The sequence below is a fragment of the Microbacterium sp. HJ5 genome (genome assembly GCF_054824025.1).
Map to the genome: position 1 here is coordinate 198795 of NZ_JSYE01000013.1, position 12665 is coordinate 211459.

The window sequence follows — 12665 nt, forward strand, 5'->3', positions numbered from 1 at the left end:
GTCAGTCCTCCTGGGGTGCGAGCTCGACGCCCGACACCTCGAGGGTGTCGGCGTCGGCGTAGGCGATCTCGGCGATGCGTCCGACGGCCTTGAGGTCGCCCTCCGCGAGGCGGACGACGTCGAGGGATGCTGCGGGCCCGGCGATCGTGAGACGGGTGACCGGTGTCTTCTGCGAGGCCTTGGCCTCGGTCTTGGCGCGACGGATGCCGATGAGCGCTTCACCGACGACCGACAGGACCGCGGTGTCGCCGTCGATGCCGAGCGGCTCCGGCCACGGTGCGGTGTGCACCGAGCCCTCGTTGAACCACGACCAGGACTCCTCCGCCGCGAACGAGATGACCGGCGCGAACAGGCGCAGGAGGGTCGACAGCGCGGTGCGGAGCGCGAGTGCCGCGGACGCCTGTCCGACGTCGGTCTGGTTGTAGGCCCGCTCCTTGACGAGTTCGAGGTAGTCGTCGCAGAAGGTCCAGAAGAACGACTCGGTCAGCTCGAGAGCGCGGGCGTGATCGAAGGACTCGAGGGCCTTGGTGGCGTCGCGCACCACGCCGTCGAGCGCTGCGAGCATCGAGGCGTCGAGCGCGTGGGTGATCTGCGCACCCTCCGGGACGGGGAACGACAGCACGAACTTGGCGGCGTTGAGCACCTTGATCGCGAGGCGCCGGCCGATCTTGATCTGCGTCGGGTTCTGCGGGTCGAACGCGGCGTCCGTGCCGAGCCGGCTGGATGCCGCCCAGTACCGGACGGCGTCCGAGCCGTGCTGGGCCAGGATGTCGGCGGGGGTGACGACGTTGCCCTTGGACTTCGACATCTTCTTGCGGTCGGGGTCCACGATGAAGCCCGAGATCGCGGCATCCGTCCACGGCGCGCGGCCGTCTTCGAGCGCGCTGCGGAGCATCGTCGAGAACAGCCACGTGCGGATGATGTCCTGACCCTGCGGACGCACGTCGAACGGCGCCACGAGGTTCCACAGCTCGGGGTCGCGCTCCCAGCCGCCGGCGAGCTGCGGCGTGAGCGACGAGGTGGCCCACGTGTCGAAGATGTCCTGCTCGCCGTCGAACCCGCCCGGCACCCCGCGCTGATCCGGGGTGTAGCCCGCGGGCGCATCGGTGGTGGGGTCGACCGGAAGCGAGGCCGTGTCGGGGGTGAGGACCCGCGAGTAGTCCCGCTCGCCGCTCTCGTCGAGCGCGTACCAGACCGGGATCGGCACGCCGAAGAAGCGCTGCCGCGACACGAGCCAGTCGCCGGTCAGTCCGTTCGTCCAGTTCTCGTAGCGGACGCGCATGAAGTCGGGGTGCCACGACACGTCGCGGCCGAGGGCGATGAGCCTGTCGCGCAGCGACTCGTCGCGGGCGCCGTTGCGGATGTACCACTGCCGCGTGGACACGATCTCGAGAGGGCGGTCGCCCTTTTCGTAGAACTTCACGACGTGCGTGAAGGGCTTGGGGTCGCCCTCCATCTCGCCGGACTCCTGCAGCAGTTCGACGATGCGCTTCTTGGCGCTGAACACGGTCTTGCCGGCGAGTTCCGCGTAGGCCGCCTTCGCAGCATCCGTCTCGATCACATCGGGCGCCTCTAGGATGACGCGACCGTCCTGGCCGAGGATCGTGCGGTTGGGCAGGTCGAGCTCGCGCCACCAGATGATGTCGGTGACGTCGCCGAAGGTGCAGATCATCGCGATGCCGGACCCCTTGTCCTGCTGCGCGAGGGGGTGCGCGAGCACCGGGACCTCGACGTCGAAGAGCGGCGTGCGCACCGTCGAGCCGAACAGCGGCTGATAGCGCTCGTCGTCGGGGTGCGCCACGAGCGCGACGCAGGCGGGGAGCAGCTCGGGACGGGTCGTCTCGATGTGCACGTCGCCCGTGCCGTCGGCCTTGTGGAACGCGACGCGGTGGTAGGCGGCGGGCTGGTCGCGGTCCTCGAGTTCGGCCTGGGCGATCGCCGACCGGAAGTCGATGTCCCACAGCGTGGGTGCCATGGACTGGTACGCCTCACCGCGCTCGAGGTTGCGCAGGAACGCGAGCTGACTCGTGCGCATCGTCTCGTCGGAGATCGTGCGGTAGGTCTGCGTCCAGTCGACGCTGAGGCCCAGCGCACGCCACAGCGCCTCGAAATGCTTCTCGTCCTCGACCGTGAGCTTCTCGCACAGCTCGATGAAGTTGCGGCGGCTCACCGGCACCTGGTCGGCGGCGCGGCTCGACTTGTTGTCGCCGCCCTCGTACGGGGGCGTGAAGTCGGCGTCGTACGGCAGCGACGGGTCGCAGCGGACGCCGTAGTAGTTCTGCACACGGCGCTCGGTCGGAAGGCCGTTGTCGTCCCAGCCCATCGGGTAGAAGACCGTCTTGCCGCGCATGCGCTCGAAGCGCACCTTCACGTCGGTGTGCGTGTAGCTGAAGACGTGGCCGATGTGGAGACTGCCGGACGCGGTCGGCGGGGGAGTGTCGACCGAGAAGATGCCGGCGCGGCCCACCTCGGCGGCGCGGATGCGGTCGAACAGGTAGGTGCCCTGCGCGGTCCAGGCGGTGTCCCACTTGCTCTCGAGACCCTCGAGTGCGGGCTTGTCGGGAATCTGCGCGTCGGCCATGGGGGTCTCCTCGATCGATATGTGCGGCACTGTGTGAGCGTGCCTGAGTGTGGGTTGTCGGACGATTCTACCCGCTGGGGCGCGGGCGCCCGGCGGCTCAGTCCTGCACGTCGACGCCGGAAGCGGCGGGGGACTGCTGCTGGCCGCCGGGTGTCGGAGCGGGGGCGAGGATGACGCCCGTCTCGGGCGAGACGGTCACCACGGTGCCGAACTGGGCGCCGGTCAGCGTGAGCGTGTAGGTGCGCAGGTCGTCACTGGGCGCGTAGGAGGCGGCCGTCCCGTCGGGGAGATCCACCAGTGTCGCGCCTCCGGGCGTCTGCAGAACCGACGTGCCGGGCGTGAGGGCGAGTCGGTCCGGGCGAGTTCCACCGGGACTGTGCTCGTCGATGAGCATCGCTGTCGTCCCGGCGAACTCGATGAGCGCCGCCTGTTCCTCCGCGGCCGACGAGAAGCCCGGATCCACCGGCGGCGTGGTGAGCTGACCGGGGCCGTACTGAAACAGCCACCAGGCGGCCGCGAGAGCGGCCAACCCCGCCAGAAGGCTCGTCCAGGCTGGACCTCGGCGGCTGGCGCGCACCGGTGATCCTTTTGGGCCGGGTCTCCCTGCCGAGCGCTGCCGCGTGCTCGGGGCGGTGCGCGGGCTCGCCCCGATCGGTCGGCCACCCGCTTCGAGGCGCACGCGCAGCGCCTCGAACCGGAGTCGGAGAAGGGGTCCGTCCTCCGTGGCCGGCGCAGGTGTGCGCGTCCAGGTTTCGGGACGCACCGCCGCCTCGACGATCCTGGCGACCTGATCATCGCTGAACACGCGGCGCCGCGCGCTGAGGAAGGAGAGGAGCGCGTCGGCATCCATCACATGCGCCTCGTGGTGAAGGATGGCCGTCGGCGCAGTCACGGTGACCGACGCAGCATCCACCACGGCGACGATGCCGACCGCGTCCACGGAGAGACCCGAGGCGCGCCTCAGGGCGTCCTCCGTCCGACTGATCTCGAGTTCGAGATTGCGCAGGTACGGCACCTGGTGATTCTCGATTCGCAGACCATGCCCGGCGGCCCAGACGCGCTTTCCGAAGTGTCGTTTGGTGTTGATGACGAATACTCCGGCGGGACCGATCACGAGATGGTCCAGATCGCTGCCGCGATCGCCGACGGGAACCGAATGCAGCACGGTCCACCACTCAGGGTCGAGGATGGCGAGCATCAGCCCGACGCGGATCTCCCCGATCGCGCCGGAGTACCAGCTCTCGGACTCGGGGTCGAGCGTCGCGGTGAGGTGATCGTCACCAGGGCGCCGAGTCCGTGTGCGGTGCTGTGCGGCGAGCAGCTGCTCGATCACGCCGTGCCCGGCGATGCGGGCGCGGAGGTCGCCACGCGGCCGCCCGGCTGGGTCTGCTGCGCGCGGCGGCTGATCGGCCTCGGTCACATTCCTCACGGTACCGGCATCCGTGCGGGCGCCCGGCACCTCAGTCCTGCACGTCGACGCCGAGCGCCCCGGCGAAGGCCGGGGCGAGCTGCTCGACCTGCCAGGTGCTCAGCGTCGCGCCGCGCAGCGAGCCGACATCGAGGTACGCCGCCGCGTCGAGCCCCCGCAGATCGAGACTGTCGGCGCGCATGCCCCGGGTGTCGACCTCGTCGGCCCGGGAGTCGTCGAAGCGCACGCGCGACAGCGTCGCCTGCGGGAGGTCGAGCGTCGCGATGGTGCAGCCGGCCACCAGCAGGTCGGCGACCTTGGCGCCGCCCAGGGTGAGGTAGTCGATCCGGACGCCGCGCAGCTCGACCTCGTCGACGCCGGCGGCCGTCAGATCGAGGGTGCCGATGCGTCCGCCCGAGAGGCGCACGCGGCGCAGCCGGGCTTCGCGTCCGTGCACGGCGGTCGCGCGCAGCTCGTCGATCCGGACATCGACGAGCGTCGCGCCGGTCACGTCCAGGCGGTCGACGGATGCCGCGACCACGACGCACTCGGTGATGTCGGAGTGCGAGGCATCCGATTCGCCCCCCAGGCCGGTGATGCGGGCACGGAAGTGCTCTTCGCGAGGTGTGAAGCCGACGATCTCGCCGAGGTCCGGCGGCAGGTCGGGCGGGAGGACTCGCGGCGGAAGCGGACGTGCCGGAGGTCGGGCCATGCGACGACGCTATCGTCGGGGCCCGACTCCGGGCGCGCGGTCAGGCGGCGGGTGCGGGTTCGCTCTCGCGCTCGTGGGCTCCGCTGAACTCGGGCTCGACGGGGAGACGAGACGCGGCCCACGCGGACACGAGGGTGACCGCCGACAGGATGGCCAGCACGACGCCGGGGTGCCACCACGCGAAGTCGGTCGCGACGCCGAGCTCGAGGGTGAGGTACGGCACGAAGCCGCTGATCGTGGCGGCCAGGGCGTAGGCGAACGACAGCGCCGAGTAGCGGAACCGGTCGGGGAACAGGTCGTTCATGAGGCCGCCGAGCGCAGCCCAGGCCATCGTGGGCAGGATCCCGCCGACGATCATGGTGGCGACGAGGACCGGGAATGTCGAGAACTGCAGCAGCCAGTACATCGGGAACGCGATCAGCAGCGTGCCGAGTGCACCCCACATGACGACGCGGGCCGATCCGATGCGGCTGGCCCAGGCTCCGAACAGCGGGATCGTGACGAGCTGCAGCAGACCGCCGATCGTGGTGGCGATGAGCAGGTCCTGGAAGCTGAAGCCCAGTCGCTCCACGCCGTAGTTGATCGTGTACGTGTTCATGAGCGAGTACGAGCCGATGCCGAGCAGCGCCGCGCCGATCGCGATCGCCATCGCGGCCGGACGCTGGGTGAACATCGAGACGAAGGGCACGCGATCGCGGCGGCCCTCGGACACGACCTCTTCGAACACGGGGGTCTCGGTGATCGACCAGCGGAGGTACAGGGAGACGAGCAGCAGCGGGATCGCGATGAGGAACGGGATGCGCCAGCCCCACGCGACGAGCTCCTCGGCGGGCAGCGCCACCGTCATGATGATGAAGAGCGTCGCCGACAGGATGGAGCCCACGGGCGAGCCGAGCTGCGGGATCGCGGCGTAGAACGCACGCTTCACCTTGCCGGAGTGCTCCGTCGCGATGAGGATCGACCCTCCCCACTCGCCGCCGAGCGAGAGGCCTTGCGCGATGCGGAGCAGCACGAGCAGCACCGCGCCGATCCAGCCGGCCTGTGCGTACGTGGGGAGCAGGCCGATCGCTCCCGTGGCGACGCCCATGATGCCGATCGTCCACAGCAGCGTGGCGCGGCGCCCCAGCCGGTCGCCCATGTAGCCGAACAGGATGGCGCCGATGGGGCGCACCACGAAGGCGAGTGCGATGGTGAGGAAGGCTGCCGCCGTCGAGCCGATCTCGCCGAGCGGCTCGAAGAAGAGCGGTCCGACGAAGAAGGCCGAGAAGTAGGCGAAGACGTAGAAGTCGAACGATTCGAGCGAGGTGCCGACCATCGATGCCCACGCCACGCGGCGGGTGGGGGTCGAGGTGGCGTCGGGTGCTGCGGAAGAGGTCACGGGCATCAATCTTGGCACGAGTCCAGAAACAGCGGCATCCGTCCCGGCATTCCCCTTGCGCGGCACCGGTAGACTCGAGGCATCAGCACCGATCCGGCCATCACCGGGGAGCTCTCGGAAGAACAGGACTCCGGTCCTCACTAGAACCGAGCGGGCCAGGCCCGTCACAGCCGCAGTGAGAGAGGGTCCGCCGCCGCACGGCGTGGGCCACGCGGGGTGGTACCGCGGCTCGCAAGGGTCGTCCTCGCAGGAAGCACCGCAACCTGCTGGAGTGACATGACCTACCCCAAGTCCTCGTTCGGACCCGCCGCCGACTCCGTCGTGCCGAGCCCGCGCTTCCCCGAGATCGAGCGCGACACGCTCGCCTTCTGGCAGGCCGACGACACGTTCCGGGCGTCGATCGCGAACCGCGACGGCGCCGACGAGTGGGTCTTCTACGACGGCCCGCCGTTCGCCAACGGTTTGCCCCACTACGGCCACCTCCTGACGGGGTACGCGAAGGACCTGTTCCCGCGCTTCCAGACGATGCGCGGCAAGAAGGTCGACCGCGTGTTCGGGTGGGACACCCACGGGCTTCCCGCCGAGCTCGAGGCGATGAAGCAGCTCGGCATCACCGAGAAGACCCAGATCGAAGAGATGGGCGTCGCGGCGTTCAACGCGAAGGCCCGCGAGTCCGTGCTCGCCTACACGCGCGAGTGGGAGGACTACGTCACCCGCCAAGCCCGCTGGGTCGACTTCGAGCGCGGCTACAAGACGCTCGACACGTCGTACATGGAGTCCGTCCTATGGGCGTTCAAGACGCTCCACGACAAGGGCCTCGCGTACGAGGGGTACCGCGTGCTCCCTTACTGCTGGCGCGATGAGACACCGCTGTCCAGCCACGAGCTGCGCATGGACGACGACGTCTACAAGATGCGCCAGGATCCTTCCGTCACCGTCACCTTCCCGCTCGTCGGGCTCAAGGCCGAGGCGCTCGGACTCACCGGGGTGCGCGCACTCGCCTGGACCACGACGCCCTGGACGCTGCCGACGAACCTCGCCCTCGCCGTCGGTCCCGACATCCGCTACGTCGTGCTGCCCGCCGGTCCGGCGGGCGCCGCCGATGTCCACCACGCTCCGGACGGTCACCCCGACGAAGCCGCCGAGGCCTACGCGCACCGCTATCTCCTCGCCGAGGAGCTCCTCTCCGGCTACGCGAAGGACCTCGGCTATGAGTCGGCCGACGAAGCGCGCGCCGCGATCGTCCAGACGGTCATGGGATCCGAACTCGCCGACGTGGCGTACGACCGCCTGTTCGACTACTACGCGGATGCCGCGACCTGGGGCACCGAGAACGCGTGGCGCATCCTCGTCGACGACTACGTCACGACCGGCGACGGCACGGGCATCGTCCACCAGGCGCCGGCCTACGGCGAGGACGACCAGCGCGTGACCGAGGCGGCCGGCATCCCGCTCATCATGAGCCTCGACGACGGCGGGCGCTTCCTGCCGCAGGTCACCGATGTCGCCGGCGAGCTCTGGATGGACGCCAACACGCCGCTCGTGCGGCTGCTCCGCCAGCAGGGGCGCCTGCTGCGCCTCGCGAGCTACGAGCACTCGTACCCGCACTGCTGGCGGTGCCGCAACCCGCTCATCTACCGCGCCGTCTCGAGCTGGTTCGTTCGCGTCACCGACATCAAGGACCGGATGCTCGAGAACAACGAGCAGATCACGTGGGTTCCGGAGAACATCAAGCACGGGCAGTTCGGCAAGTGGGTCGAGGGTGCGCGCGACTGGTCGATCAGTCGCAACCGCTACTGGGGGTCGCCCATCCCTGTGTGGCGGAGCGACGACCCCGAGTACCCGCGCATCGACGTGTACGGCTCACTCGAAGAGCTGGAGCGCGACTTCGGCCGCCTGCCGCGCAATCCCGAGGGCGAGGTCGACCTGCACCGGCCGTTCATCGACGACCTCACGCGCCCGAATCCCGACGACCCGACGGGCAGCAGCACGATGCGGCGCATTGAGGACGTCTTCGACGTGTGGTTCGACTCGGGGTCGATGCCGTACGCGCAGGTGCACTACCCGTTCGAGAACCACGACTGGTTCGACGCGCACTCACCCGCCGACTTCATCGTCGAGTACATCCCGCAGACCCGCGGCTGGTTCTACGTCATGCACGTGCTCTCGACGGCGCTGTTCGACCGCCCCGCGTTCGTCGGCGTCTCCTGCCACGGCACGGTGCTCGGCGACGACGGCCAGAAGATGTCGAAGTCGCTGCGCAACTACCCCGACGTCAGCGAGGTGTTCGACCGCGACGGCTCCGACGCGATGCGCTGGTTCCTGATGGCGAGCTCGGTGCTCCGCGGCGGCGACCTCAAGGTGACCGAGGAGGGGATCCGCGCCGGTGTGCGCGAGTTCCTCCTTCCGCTGTGGAACGCGTGGTACTTCTTCGCGACGTACGCCAACGCGGCCGGCGGCCCCGAGGGGGGCGGCTACGAGGCCTCGTGGCGCACCGACTCGACGGACGTGCTCGACCGCTACATCCTCGCCCTCACCGGCGACCTCGTCCGCGACGTCGCCGCCGACCTCGAGGGACTCGACTCGACGCTCGCAGCCGCCAAGCTCCGCGACTTCGCCGAGGCGCTCACGAACTGGTACATCCGCCGCTCGCGCGACCGCTTCTGGGTGGGTGTCTCCGACAACCCGGAGAGCCGCGATGCGTTCGACACCCTGTACACCGTGCTCGAGACGCTGACCCGCGTGGCCGCGCCCCTCATCCCGCTCGTGTCGGAGCGGGTCTGGCAGGGGCTCACCGGCGGTCGCAGCGTGCACCTCGAGGACTGGCCCGACGCCGACGCGTATCCGGCGGCCGACGACATCCGCTCTGCGATGGACGCCGTGCGGCAGGTCTCCAGTGTCGCGAACGCTCTGCGCAAGAAGGAGGGGCGTCGCGTGCGGCTCCCGCTGGCGAAGCTGACGGTCGTGGTTCCGGATGCCTCGTCCCTCGCGCAGTTCGAGGGCATCCTCCGCGACGAGCTGAACGTCAAGGCGGTCGAGCTCGTCGAGCTCGGTGCCGACGTCGCCGAGCAGTACGGCATCAGCAAGCGGCTCTCGGTGAACGCGCGCGCGGCAGGCCCGCGTCTCGGCAAGCAGGTGCAGCACGTGATCGCCGGCGCCAAGGCCGGCGTGTGGGAGGAGGTCGACGGCGGCGTCGTCGTCGACGGCGTCGCCCTGCAGGAGAACGAGTACGACCTCACCCTCGAGGCCGGCGGCGTCGACGAGGGCACGGCGATCGCGCTGCTGTCGGACGGCGGCTTCGTGCTGCTCGACACCACCACGACGCCGGAGCTCGAGGCCGAGGGTCTCGCTCGTGACGTGATCCGCGCCGTGCAGGACACGCGCAAGGCCGCCGGCTTCGACGTGAGCGACCGGATCCGGCTGCATCTCGCGTTCGATGACGTCGATGACCGCGTCGCGGTCGAGACGGCGTTCGACGTCGCCGATGTAGCGGGGGAGACGCTCGCCGTCGAGCACGCGCTGTACGGACCGCGCGGCAGCCTGCCCGCCGAGCCCGCGCCGGACCACGTCGGCCAGTTCGCCGCGGGCACCTACGCCAACCGCGGGGCGTTCGCCGTCGCGGTGACGAAGGTGGAGGCGTCCGCATGACCGATCGCGACACAGCCCGCGCCGACGCCGTCTACGCGTCGCTGCTCGAGCGACAGGGCGAGCGCTGGGTGCAGCCGCGCGTCGAGCGCACCCGCCGGGTGCTCGAGCTGCTCGACGACCCGCAGAAGACGTATCGCGTCGTTCACGTGACGGGCACGAACGGGAAGACGTCGACGAGCCGGATCATCGAGAGCATCGTCCGCGCCCACGGACTTCGCACCGGGCTCTTCACGAGTCCGCATCTCGAGCGCTTCACCGAGCGAATCATGGTCGACGGCGAACCGATCGCCGACGCGGCGGTGGCGGACGCCTGGGACGAGATCGAGCCGTTCGTCGCGCTCGTCGACGCCGAGCTGGCCGCGGCCGGCGACGCCCCGCTGACGTTCTTCGAGCTCCTGACGGTGCTGGCCTTCGTCGCCTTCGCCGACGCTCCGATCGACGTGCTCGTGCTCGAGGTCGGCATGGGCGGCGCGTGGGATTCGACGAACACCGCCGACGGCGACGTCGCCGTGTTCGCCCCGATCGACATCGACCATGCCGACCGGCTGGGTGACACCATCGCCGAGATCGCGGCCGTGAAGGCCGGCATCATCAAGGACGGTGCCGCGGTCGTGTCGGCGAGACAGGATGCCGCAGCCGAGGCCGTGCTGCGCGCGGCGGCCGCCGCGCGCGGTGCGACCGTCGCGTTCGAGGGGCAGGACTTCGGCCTGGCCGAGCAGCGTCTGGCCGTCGGCGGCCAGCAGCTCACGGTCCGGGGCCTCGCGGGCACCTACGACGACGAGTACCTCCCTCTCTACGGCGGCCACCAGGGCTTCAACGCGGCCCTCGCCATCGCCGCCGTGGAGGCCCTCATCGGCGGCGGCTCGCAGCCGATCGCGGGCGACGTGCTCACCGAGGGGCTCGCGCAGGCCACCGCCCCCGGTCGACTTCAGCTCGTCGGCATCGCGCCGACCGTCCTGGTGGACGCCGCGCACAACCCCCACGGCGCGCGGGCGCTGGTCACTGCGCTGCGCGAGTCGTTCGACTTCGACGAATGGGGGGTCGTGCTGGGCGTCTTCGCCGACAAGGACGCCGCGGGGATCGTCGCGGAGCTCGCACCGGTCGCCGCGCACGTCTTCGCGACGGCGCCGGCCTCGGATCGCGCCGAGGACGCCGACCGCATCGCCGACCTCGCCGAAGCCCAGGGGCTGACCGTGACCGTTCACGACGACCTCGCCCAGGCTGCCGAGGCGGCACGGGCGTGGGGTGCGGCATCCGATCGCCGTGCCGTCGTCATCGCGGGTTCGGTCGTGCTCGCCGGTCAGGCGCTCGCCCTCGCGGGCGCCGAGGACTGGAAGAGCGGGTGGGACGCGTGACCGCTCCGGCCGACGCGCCGCGCCCCCGCCGAGCGCGCGGCGCCGCCGAGTCGCTCGCGTCGATCGTGCTGGCGTTCGAGTCGGTGATCGCGTTCCTCGGCGGGCTCGTGATCTACGGCCTCAAGGCGCTGCCCGAGCCCATCGAGCCGTGGTGGGGCATCGTCGCCGGATCCGTCGTGGCGGTGCTGATGATCCTCGCCGGCCGCTTCGTGCGCTACCCGTGGGGGATCGCCTTCGGCTGGGTGCTCCAGCTCGTCGTCGCGCTGGGTGCGATCCTGGTTCCCGCTCTCGGCCTCGTCGCCCTCATTTTCGGCGGCATGTACGCGTATGCGACGATCAAGGGAGCCCAGCTCGATCGGCGCAACGCCCAGCTGGCCGCGAAACCCCCCTCAACAAGCCGGAACGGCGAACGGAGACTGACATGGCCACCGAAGAGACCCTCATCCTCGTCAAGCCCGACGGCGTCGCACGCGGCCTGACCGGCGCGATCCTCGCCCGCGTCGAGGCCAAGGGCTACTCGCTCGTCGACATCCGCCTGGTCGAGCCCGACCGCGGCACGCTCGAGCGCCACTACGCCGAGCACGAGGGCAAGCCGTTCTACGAGCCGCTCCTCGAGTTCATGATGTCGGGGCCGTCCGTCGCGATCCGGCTCGCGGGCAACCGCGTCATCGAGGGCTTCCGCTCGCTCGCGGGGACCACCGACCCGACCACGGCCGCCCCCGGCACGATCCGCGGCGACTTCGGCCGCGACTGGGGCCTCAAGGTGCAGCAGAACCTCGTGCACGGCTCCGACAGCCCCGAGTCCGCCGCTCGCGAGCTCGGCATCTGGTTCCCCTGACCCTCCCGCCCCTGCCGCCGGCGCCGACAGGTCGCGAATCACCGGTTCCAGCAGATCCGAGCGGTGATCTGCGACCCCTCGGCACTCATGGCCTCGGAAGGGGAGTGGTCAGCCGGGGAAGATGCGCTGCAGCGCGTCGAGCTGCACCTGGGCGATGATCGCGATCACCGCATAGCTGGCGACCGCCAGCAGCGGCAGCCAGCCCATCAGACGGTCGGCGGCCTTGGCCACTCCGCCCGGCACGGGCACGATGCCCGACCGCAGGATGTGCAGCGTCACGGCGTAGAACGTCGGGATCGTCACGACCCACGTGACCATGCACCAGGGGCAGAGCGTCCCGAGCTCGAAGATGCTCTGGCTGATGAGCCAGATCACGAAGCCGAAGGCGCAGAGCATGCCGGCTTCGAACAGCCACCAGAACCAGCGGGCGAAGCGCGCGCCCGCGAGGATGGCCACGCCCACGACGATCGGCGCGACCCACGCGGCGATGCCGAGCAGGGGGTTCGGGAAGCCGAACACGGCGCCCTGCCACGAGTCGAGGTTCTTCGTGCACTGCACGAGCGGGCTCAGGTCGCACGAGGCGATCGCGTCGGGATCGGCGAGCAGGTGCAGGCGCTCCATGGTCAGCGCGAAGGCGGCCACCCACCCGATCGCGCCGGCGATGATCAGCCACACGGCGAGACCGATGGGACGGGTGTGCGTCTGCGGGTGCGGCATGCCTCGGATTATGGCATCGGCCCCCTTG

The 12665-nt window shown here is 70.3% G+C and carries 9 protein-coding genes; 4 read left to right on the plus strand and 5 right to left on the minus strand.

Annotated elements, in window-relative coordinates; genetic code table 11:
• Position 1: 1 nt before the first annotated feature.
• The 4 genes from valS to OB08_RS07440 all read right to left on the minus strand — a co-directional run bounded on the left by valS (position 2) and on the right by OB08_RS07440 (position 6085).
• Positions 2-2581 carry a valine--tRNA ligase gene (valS, locus tag OB08_RS07425; RefSeq protein ID WP_461473674.1) on the minus strand — a complete coding sequence of 860 codons (2580 nt, stop codon included), beginning with the start codon at positions 2579-2581 and terminating at the stop codon, positions 2-4.
• 97 nt (positions 2582-2678) lie between these two features.
• The gene (locus tag OB08_RS07430) at positions 2679-4001 is read right to left on the minus strand and encodes a nuclease-related domain-containing protein (RefSeq protein WP_461473676.1); all 1323 of its coding nucleotides are present in this window, start codon (positions 3999-4001) and stop codon (positions 2679-2681) included.
• A 40-nt stretch (positions 4002-4041) separates the two neighbouring features.
• Positions 4042-4701: a pentapeptide repeat-containing protein gene (locus tag OB08_RS07435; protein WP_461473678.1), complete on the minus strand. Its 660-nt coding sequence runs from the start codon at positions 4699-4701 to the stop codon at positions 4042-4044.
• Between the two features lie 40 nt (positions 4702-4741).
• The gene (locus OB08_RS07440) at positions 4742-6085 is read right to left on the minus strand and encodes an MFS transporter (protein WP_461473680.1); all 1344 of its coding nucleotides are present in this window, start codon (positions 6083-6085) and stop codon (positions 4742-4744) included.
• Positions 6086-6355: 270 nt separating this feature from the next.
• On the opposite strand from OB08_RS07440, the gene ileS reads away from it, so the two are divergent.
• From ileS to ndk, 4 genes are read left to right on the plus strand one after another with little or no spacing between them, the layout of a single operon-like run.
• Entirely contained in the window at positions 6356-9727 is a 3372-nt protein-coding gene (ileS, locus tag OB08_RS07445) for an isoleucine--tRNA ligase (protein ID WP_461473682.1), read from the plus strand.
• The gene (locus tag OB08_RS07450) at positions 9724-11082 is read left to right on the plus strand and encodes a bifunctional folylpolyglutamate synthase/dihydrofolate synthase (protein WP_461473684.1); all 1359 of its coding nucleotides are present in this window, start codon (positions 9724-9726) and stop codon (positions 11080-11082) included. The genes ileS and OB08_RS07450 overlap by 4 nt, the downstream gene beginning before the upstream one ends.
• Positions 11079-11561 carry a DUF4233 domain-containing protein gene (locus tag OB08_RS07455; RefSeq protein WP_461473686.1) on the plus strand — a complete coding sequence of 161 codons (483 nt, stop codon included), beginning with the start codon at positions 11079-11081 and terminating at the stop codon, positions 11559-11561. The genes OB08_RS07450 and OB08_RS07455 overlap by 4 nt, the downstream gene beginning before the upstream one ends.
• Positions 11504-11920 (plus strand): nucleoside-diphosphate kinase, encoded by a 417-nt coding sequence (gene ndk / locus OB08_RS07460; RefSeq protein WP_461473688.1) that lies wholly within the window; start codon positions 11504-11506, stop codon positions 11918-11920. Before OB08_RS07455 ends, ndk begins: the two co-directional genes overlap by 58 nt.
• A gap of 108 nt (positions 11921-12028) precedes the next feature.
• On the opposite strand, the gene OB08_RS07465 is transcribed toward ndk, so the two are convergent.
• Positions 12029-12637, minus strand: coding sequence for a vitamin K epoxide reductase family protein (locus OB08_RS07465; RefSeq protein WP_461473690.1), 609 nt, complete (start codon positions 12635-12637; stop codon positions 12029-12031).
• Positions 12638-12665: the final 28 nt, after the last annotated feature.

Excerpts from the sequence above, each read along its gene's own strand:
- valS (WP_461473674.1), bottom strand. The coding sequence starts at position 2,581 with ATGGCCGACGCGCAGATTCCCGACAAGCCCGCACTCGAGGGTCTCGAG.
- OB08_RS07435 (WP_461473678.1), bottom strand. The coding sequence starts at position 4,701 with ATGGCCCGACCTCCGGCACGTCCGCTTCCGCCGCGAGTCCTCCCGCCC.
- OB08_RS07440 (WP_461473680.1), bottom strand. The coding sequence starts at position 6,085 with ATGCCCGTGACCTCTTCCGCAGCACCCGACGCCACCTCGACCCCCACC.
- ileS (WP_461473682.1), top strand. The coding sequence starts at position 6,356 with ATGACCTACCCCAAGTCCTCGTTCGGACCCGCCGCCGACTCCGTCGTG.
- OB08_RS07450 (WP_461473684.1), top strand. The coding sequence starts at position 9,724 with ATGACCGATCGCGACACAGCCCGCGCCGACGCCGTCTACGCGTCGCTG.
- ndk (WP_461473688.1), top strand. The coding sequence starts at position 11,504 with ATGGCCACCGAAGAGACCCTCATCCTCGTCAAGCCCGACGGCGTCGCA.
- OB08_RS07465 (WP_461473690.1), bottom strand. The coding sequence starts at position 12,637 with ATGCCGCACCCGCAGACGCACACCCGTCCCATCGGTCTCGCCGTGTGG.